The sequence below is a fragment of the Pseudomonas sp. Pseusp11 genome, assembly GCF_047304405.1.
Taxonomy (GTDB): domain Bacteria; phylum Pseudomonadota; class Gammaproteobacteria; order Pseudomonadales; family Pseudomonadaceae; genus Aquipseudomonas.
Genome location: NZ_JBGLZF010000015.1, coordinates 131,975 through 156,526 on the forward strand (window position 1 = coordinate 131,975; position 24,552 = coordinate 156,526).

The following is a 24,552-nucleotide window of genomic DNA, read 5'->3' on the forward strand; positions in this document are numbered from 1 at the left end:
ACGCGGAGTTTACATAATGGTAAATGAGCACTTGTCGTCCACTTTCGCCGCACTCCCTGATGGCGGCGATGTTATCCACCACTTCAAGGAAGGGCCCCTATCGTGACTGCCATCAAACTGATCGTTGGCCTGGGAAATCCAGGCGCTGAATACGAACAGACCCGGCATAACGCAGGGGCCCTTTTTGTTGAGCGCATCGCGCAGGCACAGGGTGTCAACCTTGTGGCCGATCGCAAATATTTCGGCCTGACCGGGCGCTATTCGCACCAGGGTCAGGATGTTCGTCTACTGATTCCCACCACCTACATGAACCGCAGCGGCCAGGCCGTAGCGGCACTTGCCGGCTTCTTTCGCATTACGCCTGAAGAGATTCTGGTGGCGCATGACGAACTCGACCTGCCTCCGGGCGTTGCCAAGCTCAAACAGGGCGGCGGCCATGGCGGTCATAACGGGTTGCGCGACATCATTGCGCAACTGGGCAATCAGAATACCTTTCACCGCCTGCGGCTTGGCATTGGCCACCCGGGCGTTGCCAGTATGGTTTCAAACTTCGTCCTGGGTCGTGCGCCACGCGCCGAACAGGAAAAACTCGATGCCAGCATCGACTTTGCCCTCGGCGTGCTGCCGGATATCCTCGCCGGGGAATGGAACCGCGCGATGAAAAACCTGCACAGCCAGAAGGCCTGACTCTTACCCGAGGGGAAACACCATGGGATTCAATTGCGGCATCGTCGGCCTGCCTAACGTCGGCAAGTCCACCCTGTTCAACGCCCTGACCAAATCCGGTATCGCGGCCGAGAACTTCCCCTTCTGCACCATCGAGCCCAACAGCGGTATCGTGCCGATGCCGGACCCACGCCTGGAAGCCCTGGCGGCCATCGTCAAGCCCAAGCGCATCCTGCCGACCACCATGGAATTCGTCGATATCGCAGGCCTGGTGGCCGGCGCCTCGAAAGGTGAAGGCCTGGGCAACAAGTTCCTCGCCAACATCCGCGAGACCGATGCCATCGCCCACGTGGTCCGCTGCTTCGAAGACGAGAACGTGATTCACGTCTCCAACAGCGTCGACCCGAAACGCGACATCGAGATCATCGACCTGGAACTGATCTTTGCCGACCTCGACAGCTGCGAGAAGCAACTGCAGAAAGTCGCTCGTAACGCCAAGGGCGGTGACAAGGATGCAGTGGTCCAGAAAGGCCTGCTTGAGCAGCTGATCGCTCACTTCACCCTGGGCAAGCCTGCGCGCAGCCTGATGAAGAACATGAGCACCGACGAGAAGCAGGTGATTCGCGGTTTCCACCTGCTGACCACCAAGCCGGTCATGTACATCGCCAACGTCGCTGAAGACGGTTTCGAGAACAACCCGCTGCTGGACGTGGTCAAGGCTATCGCCGAAGAAGAAGGCGCCGTGGTGGTTCCGGTCTGCAACAAGATCGAAGCCGAAATCGCCGAACTGGAAGACGGCGAAGAGAAAGACATGTTCCTCGAAGCCCTGGGCCTCGAAGAGCCTGGCCTGAACCGCGTAATCCGCGCCGGCTACGAAATGCTGCACCTGCAGACCTACTTCACCGCCGGTGTCGAAGAAGTCCGTGCCTGGACCGTCCGCGTCGGTGCTACCGCACCGCAAGCCGCCGGCGTGATCCACACCGACTTCGAAAAAGGCTTCATCCGCGCCGAAGTCATCGCCTATGACGACTTCATCCAGTACAAGGGCGAAGCCGGCACCAAAGAAGCCGGTAAATGGCGCCTGGAAGGCAAGGACTACATCGTTAAAGACGGCGACGTGATGCACTTCCGTTTCAACGTGTAAAGAGGAACCGTGGTTTTCCACGGACCTCGATAGACACAAAATCCCCGTAATCACTCGCTGATACGGGGATTTTGCTTTTTGGGATCCTGGTAGCGCGCAACCCTCTTACATGTGCTCTGCTAGATTGAAAACGGCTCATCCGTGATCTGGAGAACCGTCATGCTGGAGAAATTTGAACGCTATCCACTCATGTTCGGCCCTACGCCGATCGAGAAACTGAATCGCCTATCGGCGTGTCTCGGGGGCAATATCGAGCTCTATGCCAAACGAGAGGATTGCAACTCCGGGCTTGCGTTTGGCGGTAACAAGATCCGAAAGCTGGAATACATCATTCCCGATGCCAGTGCCTCGCAGGCGGATACGCTGGTGTCCATCGGTGGCGTCCAGTCAAACCACACGCGCCAGGTCGCGGCTGTCGCTGCCAAACTCGGCATGAAGTGCAGTCTCGTTCAAGAAAGCTGGGTTCCATTCCCGGATGCGGTCTACGACCGGGTTGGGAATATCCTGATGAGCCGCGTGCTGGGAGCGGAAATTGACGAAACGGCTGAATATTTTGAGGATCCTGAAACAGGTATAAACCTCATTCAGTACGCGACATCTTTTTTCGTGGATAAAACCAGCACAACAAAGGCTACGGCGGCTCCTTTATCAGGAACCGCCACCGCGATGTTCACACTCGGTACTTACTCCGATTGAAGAACATCGAAGACCCCGCCCCCACTACCGCGATTGCAAAGATCCCGACATCAATGCTGCCAATGTAGGGTGGCAGCACAAACATCACGCCAAAGCCCAGACCGACCAGAGCAATACCGAGCCATTTCCTGAGTACGTAGCTCCTTACGCAAGTGTACAGCAGCACCATCCCCACACAGGCCAACGCATACTGACTGTAGAGATTCATGGGCCTATGTTCCTTGGGACTTGATGATCATGGAAGACACCGAGCGCTGCGGTCCGATGCCGCCGCTGACTTGAGCGTCCAGACTGACGATGATATCGCCAGCGTGATAGGTCGGTAGCTTGCTCTTCACCAACTCTCGGCCAAAATAGCCGGCCGCTGGCCCGACAGCGATGCCAATAACCGGTACTTTAGAGCCAGCCGCCATAAAGATCCCGGCGGTAACGTTGGCAATACTCATGCGCTGGTCGTTGAGCAGGTCACCCTGCTTGCGGGTCAGCGGGCTGGAGATACCTACCATCATTACGCAGGGCAGGTCCTTGGCGAGCATCTTGTCATACAGCTCGACCAGCAAACTGCTGACCTCAAAATGGGCCGATTTCGCCTCCCCGAAATGGAGCGTCCTGAGGCCACTCCGGTCACTGGGGGTGATGCTGAAACGGGTGACGCTGAAGACAATGCCGTGATTGGCGATAAATTGATTCCTGTCAAACTCCACTGCTCGCGTCCTTATCGAGTCCAGAAAGGCGCAAAGTGTCCACCAGGATAGTGATTTGCGCAAACTGCAATCACGGCTGCAGGTGCCCGCAGGCGCTCCGGGTCAGACTTTTTTGGTCCGTGGCAGAAAGATCGCCAACACCCCAAACAGCGGCAAGAACGAACACAGGAAGTACACATACTCGATGCCGCGAATATCCGCCAAATGCCCGAGCAACGCCGCGCCAATCCCGCCGAAACCGAACATCAAACCGAAGAACACTCCCGCAATCATTCCGACATTGCCCGGCACCAGTTCTTGCGCATACACCACAATGGCCGAGAACGCCGAGGCCAGAATGAAACCGATCACCACGCTCAACACACTGGTCCAGAACAGGTCCACATGGGGCAGCAGCAGCGTGAACGGCGCCACACCGAGGATCGAGAACCAGATCACCGCCTTGCGCCCGATCCTGTCGCCGATCGGCCCGCCGAAGAAGGTCCCTGCCGCTACCGCGCCGAGAAACAGGAACAGATGCAACTGCGAGCTGGCCACCGACAGGTCGAACTTCTCGATCAGGTAGAACGTGAAGTAACTAGTGAGACTGGCCATGTAGAAATACTTGGAGAACACCAGCAACCCCAGCACCACCAACGCACTGATCACCCGGCCTTTTGATAAACCGTGCGTCGCCGCCTGACCTTGTTTGAGTTTGAACAGGTTCAAGTGATTGGCGTACCAGCGGCTGATCCGGTACAGCACGAACAACGCAAACAGCGCGAACAAGCCGAACCAGGCCACATTGCCCTGACCATAGGGAATGATGATCGCTGCCGCCAACAACGGCCCGAAGGCCGAGCCCGCATTACCGCCGACCTGAAACGTCGATTGCGCCAGCCCGAAACGCCCACCCGAGGCCAGTCGCGCGACGCGAGAAGCTTCCGGGTGAAAGGTCGACGAGCCGATGCCGATCAACCCTGCCGCCAGCAGGATCATCGGGAAGCTGCCGACCACCGACATCATCAAGATGCCGATCAATGTGCAAACGGTGCCGGCCGGCAACAGCCAGGGCTTGGGATGGCGATCGGTGTGGTAACCAACCCACGGCTGCAACAGCGAGGCCGTCAGTTGAAAAGTCAGGGTAATCAGGCCGACCTGAGTGAAAGTCAGGCCATAGTTGGCCTTGAGCATCGGATAGATCGACGGCAACACCGCCTGAATCAAGTCGTTGATCAAATGCGCCAGCGCCACTGCGCCGATGATGCGCATGACCAGCGGACTGCTTTGTGAAGGAGCGGGCGCCGATGTCGCGGCGGACTGAACGTTACTGATGGCCATGAGAGTTTCCGTACTGCGGATGGGTGCGCACAGGCAGGTCGGTCAATGTGCCATTTTTCGGTGCAGTCACGCCATCCCCTTAGCTTGCTAACGACCTCAAAAAGGTGATAGCGCAAAGCCATGGTCTGAATCTTGCCTTGCTTATCCGCTTCAACGCGGCCCCTTACAAAGGGGACCGAGAATGGGAAGTTTCGCTACAGAGTCGGCCTACAGAGCGGACCAAGGTGAACTTTCGAGGCCTTTTAGAAGGACATCAGTCGCGGTCGCAATGGCCTCGACGCACGCCAATGGTGCGTGGTGTCCAGAGGAGTCATGGGGCATGCAGGCTTTTTTATCACCGGGGATCGGGCTGCTGGGGCGTTTCGGCTTCGCGCGCAAATTTCAGCTGCTGTTTCTGCTGTTTATCCTGCCGCTGGCAGGCAGCTTGTGGATGATCGGCCAGGACTATCGTGAAAAGTTGAGCCTGATCGCCGGCGAACGCGCCGGGGTCCGGCAATTGATTGCCCTGGATGCGCTCGACAACTTGCTCTCCGCCCAGCGTGACCGCGCCGCGCGCTGGCGCGCCACCGAAACCAATCGCCAGCCGACGCCAGCAACCATCGCGGCGATGGCAGCGTTCGACACGGTTCAGCCGGCCGTGGCCCAAGCAATCACAGACTTGGGCAATGCCTTGAAAACCGAAGGCGCCGAGGGCGAGACCCTCACCCGCTATCAAGCCCTGCAAAGCGCCCTCACCGGCCTGGATTCGAAAAGCCTGAGCAGCGTTGGATGGTGGCCGGACGGCTATGATCGCTTCACCAATGCCTTGAGCGCCCTGCAAGCCTTGCGCGAACAAATCGCCATGGACAATCGCCTGACCCTCGCGCCATGGCTGGAAACTTATCTGCTGACGCAGATCTCCACTCAACACGCACCGGACCTGATCGAACGGGTCGGTCGCCTCGCCGCGGTTGGTCAAGCTTCGGTGGTGTCCGGGCAGTTCACTCTGCAAAGCCGTCTGCAATTGCGTGACTTGCGCAGCCGCATCGGCGACGCTCGGGAACAGCTGGTGAAAACTGGTGGCCTGCTGGAAGCGCGCCTGCCCAGTGCCCTGCAAACCTGGGCCGGGCAGTACCATGACAGCCTCAAGCAGCTGGATACCGGCTTGAAAGTGCTGGACGACGGCGTCTTCGGTGGCAGCATCAACCTCAAGCCCGAAGACTTCGAACGCAGTCTCGACGCCCTCCTCGGTAACCTTGCCTCGCTGCGCCAGCAATCGTTGGTTTCTCTGGATCAACGGCTGGATTATTACCACGGCTCGGCCATCCGCCAGTTCATCCTGGTGGCGACAATTTTTGGCTGCCTGCTGCTGGCCGCGCTGTACCTGTTCATCTGTCTACAGGCCTCGATCCGTCGCAGCGCCAGCGGCATCACGCTATTGGCCGAAGCGCTGCGTGACGGCAATCTGAGCCTGCAAGTACCGGTACAGGGCCGCGACGAACTGGCGGCGATCAGCACCTCGCTTAACGTCGCGGTAGTACAACTGCGCAACAGTTTGCTGGGGGTCGATCACGAAACCCTGCAGTTGAGCAACGCGGTGCGCACCCTCAACGATCACTCCAGCGGTGCTCTTGGCGAAGTCGAAGCCCAGCAGTTGCAGATCAGCCAGATCGCTGCAGCGGCCACGCAATTGGCCGCCACCTCACAAGGGGTCGCCCAGAGTTGCGAACAGGCGTCTGGCAGCGCTCAGCACACCCAGCGCATCGCCGCCGACAGCAGCCGCGACAGCCAACGCACGACAGCGAGTATTCAGCAGCTCAATCAGCGGTTGAACGACACGGCGGCGGCACTGGGTCGGGTCAGCGAGCAAGGACAGCAGATTCAATTGGTGGTCGATACCATTCGCGGCGTGGCCGAGCAGACCAACCTGCTGGCCCTCAACGCCGCCATCGAGGCCGCACGGGCTGGCGAGCAAGGTCGCGGCTTTGCGGTGGTGGCCGATGAAGTGCGCAGCCTGTCGCAACGCACCCAGTCCTCCACCGCGCAGATCGCCGGCACCGTCGACAGCCTGCGCAGCACCGTGAACGAAGCGGTAAGCCTGATGGAAGCCGCCTGCGGCCAGGCGCAATCGGATGCGCAAGCCGTCACCGGTCTTGGCGAACGCCTGGGGGAAATCGCCAGCGCGGTGCAAAGCGTCACCGACACCCTGGCACAAATCGCCACTGCCGTTGAAGAGCAAGCGAGCACCGCCGATGAAGTCAGCGGCAACATCCAGCAAGTCGATCAGGCGGCGGTACGCTTGCTCGAAGGCGCGCGGGCGGTGAACCTCGCCGCGGACACCTTGAGCCAGGGCAGCAAGGCCTTGAGTGCGAATACCGGGAGATTTCAGCTCGGTTGATGCCCTCCGCTGACCCGATTTTTCGGGTCAGCGGGATAAGCGGTTGAAAGTGTGGAGAAATATTTTAGATTTACGCTTGACGCATCGTCGTTCCAGGTGAATAATGCGCGCCACTTGGCTACATAGCTCAGTTGGTTAGAGCATAGCATTCATAATGCTGGGGTCCGGGGTTCAAGTCCCTGTGTAGCCACCAAGTACTAAAAACGGCTTACCGAAAGGTAGGCCGTTTTTTTATGCCTCGAGAAAAGTGGCGGAATTTGCGTAGCACTCCTTCGACCGATAAAGTCCCCGGACCTTTTATCCCATGGACGGAGTGCCTCGCGTGTTCTCAGCCTTCCACTTGAACCGCTATCGCCTGTCAGCCTTTTCGCTGATCGCCACCGCTTTAACCCTCGCCGCGTGTAACGCCCCGCCCTCTTCGCCTTCGGTCTCGACCTTACCGGCTGCGCCGGAAATCACCTCTGGTTATCGCACCGACCTGCAGACGCGGCACGCCTCCAGACACATGGCCGCAGCCGCCAACCCGTTGGCGGCCGAAGCCGGGCGGGAGATGCTACGCGAGGGTGGCTCGGCGATTGATGCGGCCATTGCCATGCAAGCGGTGTTGACGCTGGTCGAACCGCAATCGTCGGGTATCGGCGGTGGCGCATTGATTGTGCTGTGGGATGGCAAGGCCGTGCGCACCTACGACGGTCGCGAAACCGCACCGGCTGGCGCCACCGAGAAACTGTTCCTGCAAGCCGACGGCAAACCGATGCCTTTCACCCAGGCGCAGATCGGCGGGCGCTCGGTGGGTACACCGGGCGTGTTACGGGCGCTGGAGCTGGCCCATCGCAAGCACGGTCGCCTGCCGTGGGCGAGGCTGTTCGAGCCCGCGATCAAACTGGCGGAACAAGGCTTCGCCATCTCGCCACGACTGCATCAGTTGATCGCGGCCGACGCGTTTATCCAGCGCTCACCGGACATGGCCGCCTACTTTCTGACTGCCGATGGCCATCCGAAAGCCGTCGGTACACAGCTGAAAAACCCGGCACTCGCCGCGGTGTTCAAGCGCATCGCCAAGGAAGGTCCCGACGCGCTATACACAGGCACCATCGCAAAAGAGATCGTCGCCAAGGTTCAGGGCCATACCAACCCCGGCAGCCTGTCGCTGAGCGATCTCCAGGGCTACAAGGCCAAGGAACGCGCGCCGCTGTGCACCGACTACAAACGCTGGCAAGTGTGCGGCATGCCGCCGCCGTCATCGGGCGGAATCGCCGTGGCGCAAATCCTCGGCACCTTGCAGGCCCTGGAAACCCGCGACCCACGCTTTGCCCTGGCACCACTCAAACCGGTCAAGACCAGCAAACCAGCGGGCATAGAGCCAGCCCCTGAAGCCGTGCACCTGATCGCCGAAGCCGAGCGCCTGGCTTATGCCGATCGTGCGCAATACGTTGCCGACACCGACTTCGTACCCGTGCCGGTCAAAGGGTTGGTCGACCCGACTTATCTGGCGACACGCGCGACCTTGATTGGCGAGCGCAGCATGGGTCAGGCCAAACCCGGCACCCCGCCGGGTATTCAGGTCGCCTACGCACCGGACCGCTCGCCGCTGCGCATCTCCACCTCGCAGGTGGTGGCGGTCGACGACGAGGGCGATGCCGTGTCCATGACCACCACCGTGGAAGCGGCATTCGGCTCACACTTGATGGTCCAGGGTTTTCTGCTCAACAACCAGATGACCGACTTTTCGTTCATCCCCGAAGAGCAAGGGCAAAAAGTCGCCAACCGCGTCGAACCCGGCAAACGCCCGCGCTCGTCCATGGCACCAACACTGATCTTCGACCGCCAGAGCGGTGAGTTCCTGGCCACCGTCGGCTCGCCCGGCGGCTCGCAGATCATCGAGTATGTGGCCAAATCCACTATTGGCCTGCTCGACTGGAGCCTGGACCCGCAAGCCGCCATCAACCTGCCCAACTTCGGCAGCCGCAACGGCCCGACCGAACTGGAACAGGGTCAGTTCAGCCCGGCACTGATTCAGGCGCTGAAGGACAAAGGGCACAGCGTGGGCGAGATCGATATGACCAGCGGAACCCAGGCGATTGTTCGGGTCAAGGATGCGCAGGGAAAAGCGGCATTGGCCGGCGGGGCTGATCCGCGGCGCGAGGGGGAAGCATTGGGGGATTGAGTCGTACGCAGGAACGAGGAAAGGCTTACTGAGAGGTAGGCCTTTTTTGATTGGAGAAGAATCCTGATCAAGTGTCACGCGTAGCCTTTTCCTACCCTCAAATTGCTACCTCTTGGATAGAGTGTGGAAACCGTTTTTATCTCGAAAACCATGTTAACCCACCTCATCAAATCAGCTATCGGCAGTGCCTGTTTGCGGGAGTCGGATTTACTCCCCACATGTCGGCTACTCCGCCACATACTTGTACAAGTCCCACTACGGGACTAGGATCACTCCATGAGAATTATCGCCATCAGTCACCTGAAAAGTTTTTGGGAGAGATACCCGGATTCAGAACAACCTTTTCTGGCCTGGATTGACGAAGCAAGGAAAGCGGACTGGAAGACGCCTGCTGACATCAAGGCACACTTTGCCACCACCAGCATTCTCAAAAGCCGCAGAGTCGTGTTCAACATCAAGGGCAATGACTTTCGGTTAGTAGCCGCGGTGGCCTATCGTTTCGGCGCCGTATACATAAAATTTGTCGGCACCCACAAGCAATACGATGGGATCGACGCTGATACCATCGAAATGGAATAACCCATGAACATTCATCCGATTCACACCGACGAGGACTACCGTGTAGCCCTCAAAAACGTATCGGCACTATTCGACAATGAGCCTGAGCCGGGAACCCCCGAAGGCGATTACTTCGACATCATGATTACCCTCATCGAGGCCTATGAATCGAAGCAGTTTCCGGTCGACCTACCCACTCCGATCGACGCGATCAAATTTCGTATGGAGCAGTCCGGCCTGTCCCCCGCTGATCTGGCACCAGCCATTGGCCGGACAAACCGGGTTTATGAAGTACTCAACGGTAAGCGTGCGTTGACGCTTCCGATGATCTGGAAGCTTCATGATCTATTTGGGATACCAGCCGAAAGTCTGATAAAGCCGGTGAAGCAGGCCTGAACTTTTTAGGGTTACGACACCGGATTCAGGGCATCAAGTCGATAGTTGGTTGGCAAACTGCCCGACCGCGTTCACCACTTTCTGCGCACCGTCCTGGATCTCGACGATCACCGTGCCCGCCTCCGCCGCCAACGCCAGACCTTGTTCAGCCTGGAGCTTGCCGTCAGTCATCAGGGCCACGGCGTTGCGCGCCATGTCCTGGTTCTGACGCACGACGCCGACAATTTCATCGGTCGCCTGACTGGTGCGCGAGGCTAATTGCCGGACTTCGTCCGCCACCACGGCAAACCCACGTCCCTGCTCACCGGCACGAGCCGCTTCGATGGCCGCGTTGAGCGCCAGCAGGTTGGTCTGCTCGGCGATGCCGCTGATGGTTTTGACGATGGTGCCGATCACCAGCGATTGCTCGTTCAGTGCTTCGATACCTTCGCCAGCGGTTTGCATGTGTTTGGCCAGGTCACGCATCACGTCTACAGCTTGAGTCACCACGGCAGTACCGCGCTGTGCACTCTGGTCGGTTTGCTGAGAAGTGCTGTAGGCAATGTTGGCCGCCTCGGCGACAGCCTGCTCCTGATTGACCTGATCGGTAATCACCGTGGCGAACTTCACCACTTTGTAGAGTTTGTTGTTGGCATCGACCACCGGGTTGTAGGAAGCCTCCAGCCAGACCACGCGACCGTGGCTATCGACACGCTTGAAACGATCAGCGACGAACTCGCCAGCGTTCAGACGGCGCCAGAAGTTCTGATACTCGGCGCTGTTGTATTCCTCTGGCTCACAGAAGATGCGGTGATGTTTACCCTGGATCTGCGCCAGGCTGTAACCCATGCCACTGAGGAAACGCTCGTTGGCCATCAGCACGTTGCCATTGAGGTCGAACTCGATCACTGCCGTCGAACGCACCAGCGCGCCAATCAGGTTTTCATGCTCACGGGACGCCTCGATGGTACGGGTCAGGTCGCTGGAGTAAATCGAGAAGTTCTTGATACGGCCGTCCGAGGACCGCACCGGCTGCATGATCGAACGCAACCAGGCTTCGGCACCGTTGCCGCGTAGCAAACGGACCGCGCCGGCAAAGTGCTCGCCACGGGTCAGCGCCGCCTTGAAACGGTTATGGAATTCATCCGATTTCACATGGACCGGAACAAGGTCTTCGATGTGCCGGCCGATCAGATCATTGCTTTTGTAGAGCATCTCACTGACGAAGTTTTGGTTGACCGATTGAATTCGCCCATCGGAGTCGAGGGTCAGGACCAGCATCTCGCTTTCCAGACTCTCCTTGACTTGCAGAAGGCTGGAGAGTTCTTCGCGAAGAGCCGACAGCTCCTGCTTCAAGCGTTTATTGAACATGGGAAGCACCGATGGACAGAGATAAAAAGCGGCTTACAGCCTAGCCATCGGCTTTGCGGGTATTTTCTGAAGAGCGTTGCAGGGTTGTCCTACAAAAATAGTCGCGGCACAAACAGCCTCATGCCGCACCAGCCACCGAACAGCGTCCAACTCGCGGCATTCGCGCACCGAAATACACCGCGCTGCTGATGCCCACGGCCCCCATCACCGCGCAGAAAATCACACAAATCCACGGACTCCACGGCATCAGACCGATCAACAGCAGCGGTGTGACACTCGCCCAGGCGGCGTAGGCAATATTGTAGGTGAAGGAAATCCCCGAGACGCGAATCCGCGCCGGAAACAGGCTGACCATCACTGACGGCACTGCGCCGACCACCCCACAACCAAGGCCGGCCACCGCATAGGCCAGACCGATCCACTGGCCTTCAATGATCAGACAGGTATAGAGCACGCCGATGCCCAGAGGCAGCAGCAGGCTATACAGCATCACCGTGCGCCAGGCGCCGATACGATCGACGAGCAGCCCGGCGAGCACACAGCCAATATTCAGAAAGACGATGCCCAAGGCACTCAGCGCGAAGGTATGGCTGGCGGTCATGCCGAAGGTTTTCTGCATCATGGTCGGGGTGATGACCACAAACACCACCACGGCCGAGGTCAGCACGCAGGTGAGGATCATCGCCGGCAGCATCGCCAGGCGGCGTTCACGCAGGACCGTGCGCAGCGGCAGTTCGACAGCGGCCTCGCGCTGGGCCTGCATCGCCATGAACACCGGCGTTTCACTGAGCCAGCGGCGCAGCCAGACACCGATCACGCCAAACACTCCGCCCAGCAGAAACGGGTAACGCCAGGCGTAATCGAGGATTTGCTCCGGGGTAAACGCCTGAGCCAGAAAAGTCGCCGTCAAGGCGCCGATCAGGTAACCGAAGGTCAGCCCCGCCTGCAGGAAACCAAGGGCATAGCCGCGATGCCCGACCGGCGCGTGCTCAGCGACGAACACCCAGGCACTCGGCACTTCACCGCCCACCGCCGCGCCTTGCAGGACCCTCAGGGCCAACAGCAACAGTGGTGCGAAATAGCCGATCTGGGCGTAGGTCGGCATGATCCCGATCAGCAAGCACGGCAACGCCATCATCAGAATGCTCAGGCTGAACACCTTCTTGCGTCCCAACCGGTCAGCGAAATGCGCCATCAGGATCCCGCCCAACGGACGCGCGAGGTAGCCAGTGACAAAGATCCCGAAGCTTTGCAGCAGACGCAGCCACTCGGGCATTTCCGGCGGGAAGAACAGCTGGCTGAGGGTCAGCGCGAAGAATACGAAAATAATGAAGTCGTAGATTTCCAGCGCACCGCCCAAGGCTGCAAGCCCCAGGGTCTTGTAGTCCGAGCGAGTGAAGGGCGCCGGGCGCGCATTGATGTTGGCAGTCATGTAAAAGAACTCTGGCAGGCAAAAAACCAAGGCGCCCATGGTCTACGCAAATGCGCTTGTGGACAACCCGTGCTCGCCCTGGGCTGCGTAGCGGCCCAAAAGTCTGACAACCATCGCCTATTTTTGTGAGTGCTACGCACTCAAGCGGGAGCAAGCTCCCTCGCCACAGGTTTCCTTGACTCAAGACGCTCTTGAGTGAACAGCATTGAGTGTGTGAGCGGGCTTGCTCCCACACCGGCGACTCATTGCATTCAGAGCCGTCACCCCGCTGTCACACCTCGCTGCTAGCGTCCCGCTGAAATATATTGAAACATTTATGCAAGACAGGACTCGGCATGAACGACAAAAAAGACCGCAACGACGCCCCCTCCCCGCAAACAGATACGCCCACCGACACCAGTCGCCGCCGCTTCCTGGGTGGCGTGGCGGTACTCAGTGTCGGCGCGACCCTCAGCGCTTGTGGCAGTCATGGCGATGAGTCGGGTAAACCGGTCGAACGCCTGCTTTCACCTGTCGAATTGGACAAAGCCCTACGCGACCAGGTGAAAACCGTAGTGGTTATCTACGCCGAGAACCGTAGTTTCAATAACCTGTTCGGCGACTTCCCAGGTGTAGAGAAACCGCTCTCGGGCCTCAACCCTGTCGAATATCAGCAGCGCGATCGCGATGGCAGCCTATTGCAGACCCTGCCGCCAGTCTGGGGCGGCGTGCTGCAGATCGGCCCGCAAACCCTCGATGGCGTGACTTACCCCAGCGCAACCCAGTTCCAGGAACACCTGCCTAACGCGCCCTTTGCCCTCAAAGGTCCGAACGCAGAAGACTTGCCGTTCGGCCTGGTGACGCGCGACCTGTGGCATGCGTTCTATCAGAACCAGATGCAGATCAACGGTGGCAAAAATGACGGCTTTGTCGCCTGGGCCGACTCCGGTGGCCTGCCCATGGGGCATTACGCCCAGAGTCGATATTCCCTGCGGTTGTGGGACGTTGCCCAAGAGTTTGTGCTCTGCGATAACTTTTTCCAGGGGGCTTTCGGCGGCTCGTTTCTCAACCATCAATACCTGATCAGCGCCACCGCGCCGTTCTATCCGGACGCCGTCAACTCGGTAGCCAAGACACAAATCGCCACGCTGCAAAGCGGCGATCCGGCCGACCCACGCCTCAAGCCCCTGGAACAATCCCCGGCCAGTGCCATGACCGGCCCACCCCAATTCGGCCCCAGCGCGCTGACGCCGGACGGCTATGGGGTCAACACGCTCGCTCCGCCGTACTGGCCGACCTGGATTCGCGACCCCGAGCGTCCGGCGTACGCCAAACCAGACCTGCCGAACGTCATGGTCCCCCAGACCCACGAGCACATAGGCGACAAGCTCTCGAAGAAAAACATCGACTGGGCCTGGTATGCCGGAGGTTGGCAGGCGACGCTGGATCAGTACAAGGACTCTGGCGGCATTCCGAAAATCCCGAACTTCCAGTATCACCACCAGCCGTTCAACTACTTCAAGCAGCAGGGACCGGAAAACCTGCTGGAGCGCGGTAAACGTCTACGGGATGCGGGGTTGGGCGATGAATCGAATACCAACAAGTTCTTTGCCGATGCCGAGGCGGGCAAGCTGCCGGCGGTGAGTTTCTATAAACCCCAGGGCAACCTGAACATGCACGCCGGTTACGCCGATGTAGCGTCCGGCGACCGGCACATCGTCCGCGCCCTGAAAGTGCTGCGGGAAAGCCCGCAGTGGAAAAACATGGTGGTCGTGGTCACGGTCGATGAGAACGGCGGTTGGTGGGATCACGTCGCACCACCCAAGGGCGACCGCTGGGGGCCGGGCTCGCGGGTACCGACGCTGGTGGTTTCGCCGTTTGCGCGCAAGGGCATGGTGGATCACACGGTCTATGACACTGGCTCGATTCTGCGGTTGATCACCCGGGTGTTTCAGCTTGAAAAGCTCGATGGCCTCAGGCAGCGGGACGACGCAATGATTGCGCGTGGCCAGAACCCCATGGGCGATTTGAGCAATACACTGCACTTTGCCTGATGAAAAAGGGGCTCTGACTGGCGATCTTTTCACTTGTGTACTAGACCGTTCGACACAACTAGTTCCAGTATGTACCCACCCCTCCTCCGAGGGCTCACGCTGAAAAGGATCTGAGCATGTTCAAACTCGCAGGATTCACCCTCGCCGCGCTCACCCTGAGCGCCGCCGCTCACGCCGATGTCGATCTGAATCTGGGCAGTACCGAACGCGTCACCCGGCTGTTCGCCTACCCCAACAACTGTAATGTCATCTGCTTCCGCAACTGGACACTGGAGCAGACCGTCGAGCATTACCTGACCCAAAGCGTACAGCGCGATGGCTACAAAACCGCAAAAGTGCTGGTCAAAACCGAAAACAAGCAGCTCCACGCCCATATCAGCGGTGTGCCCAAAGGCTATGACAAGCCACTGACCGCGCTGCTCAATGCCGGGGATTTGGCCTACAACGGCGCCAACAAGCTGAGTGCCGATGGCAAATGGACCTATAACTGGTACCTGTTCCTGCCGCTGGGCATGGCGCTGGAAAACCGTAAAAGCGTCGAACTGCTGCACTTCCCGCCGGATTATTCCCTGACCCAGGCCCAGGACTATCTGGAGTCCAAGACCACCGACCGCTGGGCCGCGCTGCTGACCGCCAACAACATTCCCGCCGACCAGACGCCGGCCTATCAGACCATCATCGACATCGCGCCGATTGCCGCGCCGTCCACCGCCGGCAAGGACCTGGAAGGCGTCTACAACTACTTCACGGACTACCAGACCACCATGGTCAAGGAAGTCAGCCAGAATGCCAAAGGTGCAGCATTGCCAATGGTCGCCTTTGGTTCACCGGTGCGTAACTGGATCAAGCAACAATACGGGCAGACCGTAGAAATATTGGGCCTGGCAACCATCAGCCCGAGCAAGGGGGTGACGGTACCCGTACTGGGTTCCAACCACCCGAGCTACATCTGGTACGCCGCCGACCCCGAAGCCTATAGCGGCGACGATGCGCAGGCCAAGGCCGACGCCGCGGGGCTGAAAGTCATGGGGCAGGATTTGAGTGCCGCGTGCTGGCAGGCCGGAATGGGCAGCAAACCGGGCACTGACCCTACCGCTCAGCTGAAAAGCTGCACTCAGACCTGGCAAGTGACCCAGAAAGAAAAAACCTGCGAACTGTTCTACACCTCGATTCGCAACCTGACGCCTGAGCAAGCGGTGGCCAAATGCTCGACAGCGCCGGTCAAATCCGAGCTGAAACAGCTGCAGACCCCGGCTCTTGTGACCTCCACTACTGCCCCACACCTGTAAAACGCTGAAAGTCTTTCCCGCGCGAGCCATGGCTGACGCGGGAAAGAGCTTTTTTCGCCTGTCATATCTGACAGTAGACCGGTTGCTTCATTTGCGAGAGGCTTGGGGTGTCCCCATGTGCTGCAGAGCTGACAGGAAGTCAGCTGAAGGACGTCGTAGCACCCAGCCGACAAGGATTGTTATGAGAACCCGTGCCGAACAAGAAACAACCCTACCGCCATCCAACGGCATCTATCCGTTTGTAGAGTTGCCCCTTCGCCTTGGATTCCCCTCCAAAGACGACTTTGAAATCATCCATAACGCTCAGGGCTCGGCAATGGCGGTCGCGGCACTGCGCGAGTTCCCCCGCATCAGCCGAATCTGCCGGGTTTCCGGACATCTATTGCCCTATCGCTGCCGACACACCCGGCAGTTGGCGCCGGGAATCCATGTCTACGATCCGTGCTTCAGTGGTCTACTGAGTCACTCCTGCGACCCCAACGTCTTTCTCGATATGAGCGAGCTGTGGTTATGGGCGCTCAAAGACATCAAAAAGGGTGACCGACTGACGATGGATTTCGCCGCGACAGAAGACAAGCTGCTGCGGCAGTTCGCCTGCCGCTGCGGTTGTCCCTGCTGCCGTGGCTGGATCATCGGCTACGACGAGTCACCGAATGCCAATGGTGAACAGTTCTTTCAACACTGGCGTCGGCGAAGTCTCGGCTGAAAGGCTTTTACAACGCCTCGACCGGGCGCAAACGGTACTGCGGCGGCAACTGCTCGAAACCGCTGATGGTGGCGTTCAGGCTCTTCCAGCGACCGTCCTTGATGCCATAGATGCAGCCGTGGATCGACAGGCTCTGCCCGCGGTGCCAGGCATTTTGCACAATGCTGGTGTGACCGACGTTGGCCACCTGCTGGATCACATTGAGCTCACAGAGGCGGTCGACCCGCTCTTCTTCGGTGGGCAACTTGGCCAGTTCGTCGCGTTTTTCATAGTAGAGATCACGAATCGAGCGCAACCAGCCGTCGATCAGGCCCAACTGACGATCCTGCATCGAGGCGCGTACACCGCCGCAGCCATAGTGGCCGGTCACCAGGATGTGTTTGACCTTGAGTACATCCACCGCATACTGAATCACCGACAGGCAGTTGAGGTCGGTGTGTAGCACCACGTTGGCCACGTTGCGGTGCACGAACAGATCACCCGGCAGCATGCCGACGATTTCGTTGGCTGGCACGCGTGCGTCTGAACAGCCGATCCACAGGTATTCCGGGGTTTGCTGACGGGCTAGCTTGGCAAAGAAATCAGGATCTTCGCGGGTGATCGCATCAGCCCAGCGCTCGTTGTTATCAATCAGATCTTGTAAGTCGTTCATGCAATGAAGCCTCGAGAATGATGCACTGCTTTGACAGACAACCGCCCGTCGGGGTCACGCACGAAATGCAGATCCCCCTGATGCCCTGATGTATGTAACGGCTAGCCGGCGCTCCATGCCCGCGGGAATTCTCGGCAGTCCAGTGGGTCAATTGTAGTAGGGCCTACAGTATGAGGAATAGCCATGACTGATTCACGACGTCCGTTCGATAAGGAGCAACCCGAGCCCATCGACGACGATGAAGACCGCATGGGCTCGGTGCATGAGCTGGATTTCGACGAGGAAGAACCCGGCACCAGAATCGGTGACCTGATCCCCGAACGCGAACTTGCGCAGAAGATTCCCGACCAGCGTGCCCGCAAAGCCGGTATGACCGGCGCGACCAATGACAATGACGCCACCGACGATGATTTGAGCCCGGAAACCCTGATCCGTGAAGACGGCGCACGGGATGCCCACGAAGCGGGTGAAGACGGCCAGGCGGATTGGGAGTTGCGCATTGTCGACGAGGACGACATCGGTGGGGGCGATGGGCTGGATGAAGCGGAACTGGCCCGGCAGGATCCATTGGACGGCAAGCCTTGATCTACAGGGCTGACCGTATGCCAATGTAGGAGCTGCCGAAGGCTGCGATCTTTTGATCTTCTATAGGCGCGCCATCGTAAAGATCAAAAGATCGTAGCCTTCGGCAGCTCCTAGGGGGATCAATCAACCAAGGTGCAGGCCATCACCACGGCATCTTCTCGCCCGCCAACCGCCGGGTAGTAATCCCGCCGACGCCCGATTTCGTTAAACCCATACCGCTCATACAACCGAAACGCCGCCCGGTTGCTGTCACGCACTTCCAGGAAACATTCCCGCGCCTCAGCCTTGTAGGCAATCGACATCAAATGCTCCAGCAGCGTCAAACCCAGGCCGCGGCCCTGATTTTCCGGTTTGACGGTGATGTTCAGCAGATGCGCCTCATCAAGGATGATCTGCACTACGCCATGACCGACCTGCTGCTGCCCTTCGAACATCAGCCAGATCTGGTACTTGCCCAGGCCATCGAGAAAAATCCCGCGGGTCCAGGGATGGCTGTAGGCCGCGTATTCGATTTTCAGTACAGCGTCCAGGTCCGCCTCGGTCATCGGGCGGAACGATACAGCGTCACTCATTCGATTCTTTCCAACGCGCCATCAGCCGACGCATGGCTTGCCAGACATCAGCCTTACGCTGTGGCTCTTCCATTAATAACTCCAGGCCCGGCAAGGCCCAGACCGACCCCAGGCCTTCGACCTGAAGTTCACGGTTGAAGGATTCGGCGGTGGCCTCACCGGCAAAACGCACCGCCGGCAGGCCGATCAGCCACAGGCAGACGCACGGTGCGTCTTCCAGGCGGGCCGACAGAAAACCTTGTACGAAATCTCGAGCCGCTTCCGGCCCTTGGTCCATGGTGCCGCGAGCCAGCAACGGCCAGCGCACCGGCTCGCCGACGATCTGCGGGCTGTCCGGCAGACCGGCGGCGCGCAGCATGTCTTTGAGCAACAGATAAGCGGGATCGCGGGTCTGGAAAGTTTCGCCTGTGGGTAACTCCACCAGCAACAGGCAGCGACCGGCTCGCAGCAATTGCAGGGCGAAACGCGGCGGCGGCACTGGCGCAGCCTTGGCGACGAGCGGTGCCTCTTCGCTCTCTTGCGTCGCTTTGCCTGCTGGTTTTCCAGCCGATGGCGTCGGCCGTGGCACCTCGATTTTCACCCGCTCGGCCGGTTTGGCCGCGGGCTCCACGGGCGTTTGCGCTACCGGAGCAGGTGCAACCGGGGCGACGACCAACGGTTCAGGCGTCTCCAGCAGCTCGGGCCGCGATGGCGCAGCAAAGGGCAATTCGGTGCGCGGCAGCCAGTTGACCACCTGCATGGCGGTCAAATAAGCGCGACGACGGGACTCGATAAGCAAAGGTCGGCCACTTGTGGATAACTAAAGTGCGGTGATTCTACCGCCCTTCGCTCAAGATCGCCCACGCTTGATCGATAGACTTCACCGATAGAAGAAGCGACAGCCCATCCCGAGAGTGAATCGACACGGCTGCGATGAAGTACAATCGCGGCTTTTATTCGCCAACCAGCCGGCCATTCCGATGATCGAACCCAAGCGCGTCTTGCGCGCCCTCGCTGAACACTGGGCACTTCTGGAGCCACTGTGCGAGCACTTCGACCAAGGCACCCTGAGCCTCAACGAACTGCGTTCACAGTTGGCCGCCCAGCAACTGGACAGCACACCGCAGGACATCACCAGCCTGCTGGACGTGTGGATCCGCCTCGACATTCTGGTTCCCGTGGCGAAAAGCCCGAACCGTTTCGAGCTCAACGCGCAGATTCACGACTTCCTCGCTTACCTGCGCCGTGAGCACCGTCTGGGCCTGTGCCTGGAAATCGAAGCCTATCTGCGCCACCTCGAACGCCTGGCCGGTTACATCCAGGACGCCTTCGACATTCGCGACGGCAACGATCTGGCGCGCCAGTTGCGCCTGCTCGACATGCGTGTGCGGGACGTGCTGAAGAAACTCGCCAACGACGAACAGGCCCTGGTGGCCGTCGCCGAGCGGGCCAAGACCAGCGACCGGCAGATTCCGCTGCGTCAGCGTTATGCTGAAGTGCTGGCGACCTGGGACGAATACGTCGAACCGATGATCCAGTTGGTGAATGCCGACGGCGCCTTCGAACAAGGCGTGCGCAAGGTTGAGAACGTGTTGTTGCGCATGCTCACCGAACAGCAGCGCCTCGGCCATCTGGTCGACGACGACATGCTGCTGCGCACCCACGCACGCATCCTCGAAATGCAGACCAGCGCCCAACTGACTTTGCGCCACGCACGCGAACTGCTGCTGCCGCTGCGCGAAGAAGCCCGTCGGCATAACGCCGTGACCCGTGGCGCAGCCCTGGCGCTGTCGGCCATTCGTCGCAAAGGCATCGATGCGGTGCCGCAAGCCGCGATGCCGCTGTTCACCCGCCCGCAAAGCACCTTCCTCGGCAGCGCCAGCCAGGTCGAAGCCTACGTCTACGCCCTGGCCCGTTTCGAGCCGAAACCGGCGCGTTTCCCCAAGGCCCACAAGACCCAGAAAGGCGAAGCCCCGCGCGCGCCACGCACGGTTCGGGAAATGCTCGAACGCTGCGAAGACGCCCTGCCGATGCCGGACCTGATGAGCTGGCTGCTGGAGCAGGAGCCGGACGGCGCCACCGACGAATTGCTCTACTGGTTCTCGCGCCTGTCGCGGGAAAAACGCTTCAAGCGCGAGCGTCTGGAACGCCGCGATTACCACACTCACGAGCACCAGGTCAGCCTGCGCTCCTTCGCCCTGCTCTCGGCCCGCGACACCGCCGCCGAGGATTCTGCGAGCACCCCACATGCATCTTGATCTATCCGAACTGTCCCAGCTGGCGCCGATCTTTCGCGAGCTGTTCAAGGGCTACCACGTCAGCCGCCGCGACCCGGAGCTGTACGCCCAACTGTCGAACTTCCAGGACCAGTACCGCACCCTGTTCAAGGCGCTGGGTTTTGAACTGGTGTGCGACACCCGTGGTTTCTACTACTTTGTGCCGGACCTGGCCGCGGCGGCGGTAAACAAGACGGCGCAACGTCTGGCGCTGTTCACCTTCATCCTCGTCGAACACCTGGCCGACCAGGGCCGCGACCCGATCGCCGTGCTCGACGGTGGCAGCCTCGGTCGCGATGAATTGCCATCGCTGCTGGAGAAGTACCGCGACCTGTTCATCCAGGCCGAAGTGCAGACCGTCGAAGAACTCGAAGAAAAAATCATGCGCCGCATGACCCAGCTCGGATTCGCCGGCGAAGAAAACGGTGTCTACCGTTTCCTGCCGCCGATGCACCGTTTCCTCGATGTCTGCCTGTCGGTTCAGCAGGACCGCGACCTGGCCGCCAGCCTGCACAGCGTGCTGCCGTTACCAGCGCCGGTGCTGATCGACGAAGACAGCGACGAAAAACTGCTGCAGACCGACGACCCGCTCGATCTCACCGAGTTTGAAGAAGAGAGCGAAGAAGACGCCCTGGCCCGCGCCATTGCCGAAGAACAGGAGACCGACGCATGAGCAAGGAACGCTACGGCATTCGCCGCTTTGCCCTTTTGAACACCGCCGGTTACAGCCTCGGCCTGTTCCCGCTGGAAGAGCCACTGTCGGTCTACGGCGCGAACAACCTTGGTAAGTCCGCCTCGATCAACGCCTTGCAGTTCCCGATCCTGGCGCGCATGTCGGACATGAGTTTCGGAAAGTACAGCCTGGAGCAATCCCGGCGTTTCTACTTCGCCTCGGACACCAGTTACATCCTCGTCGAAGTCTCCCTGCCCCACGGCCCGCACGTGATTGGCGTGGTCGGTCGCGGCCCGGGCGGCGGTTTCGGTCACCAGTTCTTTGCCTACGCCGGCAAACTCGACCTGGCTCATTATCAGAAAGACGACACCTGCCTGCGGCAGAAAGAGCTGTTCACCAATCTTGAGCGCGAGGGCCTGAAAGCCTACGAACTCAAGCCGGATGAGCTGCGTCGTTTGCTGGTGGGTGGCCACACCTCGATTCCGCTCGACCTGACGCTGATTCCGCTGCGCTCCACCAGCGAGCAGAGCCTGAAGACCTTCCGCGCCCTGTTCATCAACTTGCTGCACATGCGCGAGATCACCGCGGCCAAGCTCAAGCAGCTGTTCCTCGATGCCTTCGAACACAGCCTGCGTTCCGGCAGCGTCGATTACATCGCCGCGTGCGAAGAAGCGTTCCGCGATGTCCGCCGCATGGAGCAGGACTACAACTCGCTGGTCGCGGCCGGTCCCTTGGTCGAGGCCTTGGCCAACGGCGTGAAACAGCGGGATATCCTGCGCGGCAAACTGCATCGCCTGTCGCCGCTGCTCGACTCCCTGCTCGGCACCTGGTCGGACTATGCCAGTGCGCGCAAGGAAGAATTGACGATTCAGGCCGAGCATTACCGCAACGAGCAGGACGCCCTGCAAAACGATCAACGCGGCGGCACTCAAGAGCTGATGCGTCTGGAGCGGGAAATCACCGGTATCCAGCGCTGGCTCGGCGAGTTGTCGGTGCTTAAGCATCGCTTCGCCCTGGTCGATGACGTCAAAGTCCTCGAACAGCAATTGCTCGCCGCCAAGGACGCGCACGACGAACTGGCCGGTGCGCTGGCCCAGTCGCGACAGTTCTCGGCCGAAGACCTGGAAGAGCGCCTGCGCGATCTGGAAAAACGCCTGAAATCGGTGAAGCAGCAACTCGATCACGCCGACAACAACAGCTATGCCCGTCTGCGCGAAGAGTTCTCGCAGCAGGATGTCGAGCGCCTGATGCGACTGTTCAACAGTGCGCTGTTCAGCCTGCCGTTGGGTGAACACGGCATCGCGCTGGATGAAGACGGTGAGTGGGTCAAGTCCATGGAGCTGATCCTCGATGGCTTCAAAGGCGAGCGCTTCGAAGTGCCGGGCCTGTCCATCGACTTGTCGCACATCGAGCCGCCAGCCCTGCAAGCCTTGGCCGACCGTGCGGCACTGCGCGATCAGAAAGAGCGTCTGGACAAAGAACTCAAGCAACTGAAAACCCAACAAGCCGTGGCGGCCGACCGCGCGGCCAGCAAGACTCAGACCGAAGCCCTGTATCAGCAAGTGCTGGATGCGCAGAAAGCCCTGGAAGACTTCCGCCGCGCGCAAACCCTGAGCGCCGAAGAAGGCGACAAGCTTGAGCAATTGGCGCAGATGGAAGCCGCTCAGGACGAATTGAAGCGTTCAAGCGATGCGTTCACCGAACGCGTCCAGCAACTGTCGGCCAAGCTGCAACTGGTCGGCCGGCAGATCGGCGACATGGAAGCCAAGCAACGCACCCTCGACGATGCCCTGCGCCGCCGTCAGCTGTTGCCGGCTGACCTGCCGTTCGGCACGCCGTTCATGGACCCGGTCGACGATTCCATGGACAACCTGCTGCCATTGCTCAATGACTATCAGGACAGCTGGCAAGGCCTGCTGCGGGCCGACGGGCAGATCGACGCGCTCTACGCGCAGGTTCGCCTCAAGGGCGTGGCCAAGTTCGACAGCGAAGACGATATGGAGCGTCGCCTGCAACTGCTGATCAACGCGTACGCACACCGCACCGATGAAGCCCTGACCCTCGGCAAGGCGCGCCGCGCGGCGGTTACCGACATCGCCCGGACCCTGCGCAACATCCGCAGCGACTACGACAGCCTCGAACATCAACTGGCGCTGTTCAACCGCGAGATCAACAAACGTCAGGTCTCCAACCTGCAGAGCTTCCGTATCGTGCTCGCGCCGAACAAGGAAGCGCTCAAGCACATTGACCAGATCATCCACAGCGCCGGTCAGTACGAAGAAGGCGAAACCCTCTCCGTCTTCGATCTGAGCCAAAGCGCCGAGCAGGACAACAAGAACGAAGAAGCCAAGGAATACCTGGCACGGCTGGTGGCAGCGAACCACAACCAGCTCGGTCTCAAGGACTTGTTCGAACTGGCCTTCGAGATCACCAAGGTCAACGGTCAACCGGTGATCCACACCGACATCGACGGCGCGGCGTCCAACGGCACCACCATGACCATCAAGGCGCTGACCAACATGTACTTGTTGCTGCACTTGATGGACCGCGACCAGGCCGGTCGCGTGCGCCTGCCGTACTACCTCGACGAGGCGGCGGACATCGACGAGAAGAACCAGGCAGCGCTGTTGGAAACCAGCCTGCAGCTGGGCTTCGTGCCGATCCTGGCGAGTGTGAAGCCGCAAGTCTGCGCCAGCGTCGCCATCGACCTGGAAGGCGGCAGCGGCCCGAACGGTATCTACATCGACGAGGCGGACTGGAAGTACATCCGTCGCCACGATGAAGTGAAGGCAACGGTCAACATACAGGCGGACGAACCGGAGCTGGATGCGGTCTGACGCCTGAATCGAAGCCAATAAAAAGGCCGCGATCCAATATGGATCGCGGCCTTTTATTTATGGGTTGCTTCGTCCTGAATAAGGTTTACACCTTCTGGCTTCTTATCAGGAAGGTGCAATGGATACGGGCACAAAACGCA

At 59.7% G+C, this 24,552-nt stretch carries 21 protein-coding genes, 1 tRNA gene and 2 pseudogenes; 15 read left to right on the forward strand and 9 right to left on the reverse strand.

What is annotated here, in order from left to right; all coding sequences use genetic code 11:
* Positions 1–102: 102 nt before the first annotated feature.
* The 3 genes and pseudogenes from pth to ACCC96_RS14750 form a co-directional block, all read left to right on the forward strand.
* The gene (gene pth, locus ACCC96_RS14740; RefSeq protein WP_019651146.1) at positions 103–687 is read left to right on the forward strand and encodes an aminoacyl-tRNA hydrolase; all 585 of its coding nucleotides are present in this window, start codon (positions 103–105) and stop codon (positions 685–687) included.
* 22 nt (positions 688–709) lie between these two features.
* On the forward strand, positions 710–1,810 hold the full coding sequence (gene ychF / locus ACCC96_RS14745; RefSeq protein ID WP_018929566.1) for a redox-regulated ATPase YchF: 1,101 nt from the start codon (positions 710–712) through the stop codon (positions 1,808–1,810).
* A gap of 159 nt (positions 1,811–1,969) precedes the next feature.
* Positions 1,970–2,368: pseudogene (locus ACCC96_RS14750) on the forward strand (pyridoxal-phosphate dependent enzyme); the annotation flags it as partial.
* 112 nt (positions 2,369–2,480) lie between these two features.
* On the opposite strand, the gene ACCC96_RS14755 reads toward ACCC96_RS14750, so the two are convergent.
* From ACCC96_RS14755 to ACCC96_RS14765, 3 genes are all read right to left on the reverse strand, one after another.
* Positions 2,481–2,714, reverse strand: coding sequence for a hypothetical protein (locus tag ACCC96_RS14755; RefSeq protein ID WP_019651144.1), 234 nt, complete (start codon positions 2,712–2,714; stop codon positions 2,481–2,483).
* 4 nt (positions 2,715–2,718) lie between these two features.
* Complete coding sequence (locus ACCC96_RS14760) at positions 2,719–3,210, reverse strand: hypothetical protein (protein WP_019651143.1); 492 nt, start codon at positions 3,208–3,210, stop codon at positions 2,719–2,721.
* Between the two features lie 102 nt (positions 3,211–3,312).
* Complete coding sequence (locus ACCC96_RS14765; protein WP_413696185.1) at positions 3,313–4,530, reverse strand: MFS transporter; 1,218 nt, start codon at positions 4,528–4,530, stop codon at positions 3,313–3,315.
* A 319-nt stretch (positions 4,531–4,849) separates the two neighbouring features.
* On the opposite strand from ACCC96_RS14765, the gene ACCC96_RS14770 reads away from it, so the two are divergent.
* The 5 genes from ACCC96_RS14770 to ACCC96_RS14790 all read left to right on the forward strand — a co-directional run bounded on the left by ACCC96_RS14770 (position 4,850) and on the right by ACCC96_RS14790 (position 10,028).
* Positions 4,850–6,907: a methyl-accepting chemotaxis protein gene (locus ACCC96_RS14770; RefSeq protein WP_413696186.1), complete on the forward strand. Its 2,058-nt coding sequence runs from the start codon at positions 4,850–4,852 to the stop codon at positions 6,905–6,907.
* Between the two features lie 116 nt (positions 6,908–7,023).
* Positions 7,024–7,100, forward strand: a tRNA-Met gene (locus tag ACCC96_RS14775).
* Positions 7,101–7,229: 129 nt separating this feature from the next.
* Positions 7,230–9,074: a gamma-glutamyltransferase gene (gene ggt, locus ACCC96_RS14780; RefSeq protein ID WP_413696187.1), complete on the forward strand. Its 1,845-nt coding sequence runs from the start codon at positions 7,230–7,232 to the stop codon at positions 9,072–9,074.
* Between the two features lie 276 nt (positions 9,075–9,350).
* Positions 9,351–9,653, forward strand: a complete 303-nt coding sequence (locus tag ACCC96_RS14785; protein WP_413696188.1) for a type II toxin-antitoxin system HigB family toxin — start codon at positions 9,351–9,353, stop codon at positions 9,651–9,653.
* Positions 9,654–9,656: 3 nt separating this feature from the next.
* Positions 9,657–10,028, forward strand: coding sequence for a helix-turn-helix domain-containing protein (locus ACCC96_RS14790; RefSeq protein WP_026346021.1), 372 nt, complete (start codon positions 9,657–9,659; stop codon positions 10,026–10,028).
* A 33-nt stretch (positions 10,029–10,061) separates the two neighbouring features.
* On the opposite strand, the gene ACCC96_RS14795 is transcribed toward ACCC96_RS14790, so the two are convergent.
* The 3 genes and pseudogenes from ACCC96_RS14795 to ACCC96_RS14805 all read right to left on the reverse strand — a co-directional run bounded on the left by ACCC96_RS14795 (position 10,062) and on the right by ACCC96_RS14805 (position 12,810).
* Positions 10,062–10,622, reverse strand: coding sequence for a methyl-accepting chemotaxis protein (locus ACCC96_RS14795; RefSeq protein WP_371929210.1), 561 nt, complete (start codon positions 10,620–10,622; stop codon positions 10,062–10,064).
* Positions 10,602–11,378, reverse strand: a pseudogene (locus ACCC96_RS14800) (PAS domain-containing protein); the annotation flags it as partial. The gene ACCC96_RS14795 and the pseudogene ACCC96_RS14800, both read right to left, overlap by 21 nt.
* Positions 11,379–11,496: 118 nt before the next feature.
* Positions 11,497–12,810, reverse strand: coding sequence for an MFS transporter (locus ACCC96_RS14805; RefSeq protein WP_413696189.1), 1,314 nt, complete (start codon positions 12,808–12,810; stop codon positions 11,497–11,499).
* Positions 12,811–13,145: 335 nt separating this feature from the next.
* Here ACCC96_RS14805 and ACCC96_RS14810 point away from each other — a divergent pair, with 335 nt between their 5' ends.
* The 3 genes from ACCC96_RS14810 to ACCC96_RS14820 all read left to right on the forward strand — a co-directional run bounded on the left by ACCC96_RS14810 (position 13,146) and on the right by ACCC96_RS14820 (position 16,838).
* Positions 13,146–14,843: an acid phosphatase gene (locus ACCC96_RS14810; protein ID WP_413696190.1), complete on the forward strand. Its 1,698-nt coding sequence runs from the start codon at positions 13,146–13,148 to the stop codon at positions 14,841–14,843.
* A gap of 116 nt (positions 14,844–14,959) precedes the next feature.
* On the forward strand, positions 14,960–16,132 hold the full coding sequence (locus ACCC96_RS14815) for a hypothetical protein (protein ID WP_019651135.1): 1,173 nt from the start codon (positions 14,960–14,962) through the stop codon (positions 16,130–16,132).
* 181 nt (positions 16,133–16,313) lie between these two features.
* Positions 16,314–16,838: an SET domain-containing protein-lysine N-methyltransferase gene (locus tag ACCC96_RS14820; protein WP_026346019.1), complete on the forward strand. Its 525-nt coding sequence runs from the start codon at positions 16,314–16,316 to the stop codon at positions 16,836–16,838.
* A gap of 7 nt (positions 16,839–16,845) precedes the next feature.
* On the opposite strand, the gene can is transcribed toward ACCC96_RS14820, so the two are convergent.
* Positions 16,846–17,490 (reverse strand): carbonate dehydratase, encoded by a 645-nt coding sequence (can, locus tag ACCC96_RS14825; RefSeq protein WP_007939732.1) that lies wholly within the window; start codon positions 17,488–17,490, stop codon positions 16,846–16,848.
* 183 nt (positions 17,491–17,673) lie between these two features.
* On the opposite strand from can, the gene ACCC96_RS14830 reads away from it, so the two are divergent.
* Positions 17,674–18,075, forward strand: a complete 402-nt coding sequence (locus ACCC96_RS14830) for a serine kinase/phosphatase (protein ID WP_258672367.1) — start codon at positions 17,674–17,676, stop codon at positions 18,073–18,075.
* 119 nt (positions 18,076–18,194) lie between these two features.
* Here the strand turns inward: ACCC96_RS14830 and rimI are convergent, their stop codons facing one another.
* Together rimI and ACCC96_RS14840 are read right to left on the reverse strand one after the other, a co-directional pair.
* Complete coding sequence (gene rimI, locus ACCC96_RS14835) at positions 18,195–18,647, reverse strand: ribosomal protein S18-alanine N-acetyltransferase (protein WP_018929537.1); 453 nt, start codon at positions 18,645–18,647, stop codon at positions 18,195–18,197.
* A complete protein-coding gene (locus ACCC96_RS14840; RefSeq protein ID WP_413696194.1) occupies positions 18,640–19,386 on the reverse strand; it encodes an energy transducer TonB in 747 nt (248 codons plus the stop codon). Before ACCC96_RS14840 ends, rimI begins: the two co-directional genes overlap by 8 nt.
* A 220-nt stretch (positions 19,387–19,606) precedes the next feature.
* On the opposite strand from ACCC96_RS14840, the gene mksB reads away from it, so the two are divergent.
* Genes mksB through mksF form a run of 3 tightly spaced genes read left to right on the forward strand, consistent with a single transcriptional unit; the run spans position 19,607 to position 24,412 of the window.
* The gene (gene mksB / locus ACCC96_RS14845) at positions 19,607–20,884 is read left to right on the forward strand and encodes an Mks condensin complex protein MksB (protein ID WP_026286675.1); all 1,278 of its coding nucleotides are present in this window, start codon (positions 19,607–19,609) and stop codon (positions 20,882–20,884) included.
* Complete coding sequence (gene mksE / locus ACCC96_RS14850) at positions 20,874–21,575, forward strand: Mks condensin complex protein MksE (RefSeq protein ID WP_019651131.1); 702 nt, start codon at positions 20,874–20,876, stop codon at positions 21,573–21,575. The genes mksB and mksE overlap by 11 nt, the downstream gene beginning before the upstream one ends.
* Positions 21,572–24,412, forward strand: a complete 2,841-nt coding sequence (gene mksF / locus ACCC96_RS14855) for an Mks condensin complex protein MksF (protein WP_413696191.1) — start codon at positions 21,572–21,574, stop codon at positions 24,410–24,412. The genes mksE and mksF overlap by 4 nt, the downstream gene beginning before the upstream one ends.
* Positions 24,413–24,552 lie beyond the last annotated feature (140 nt).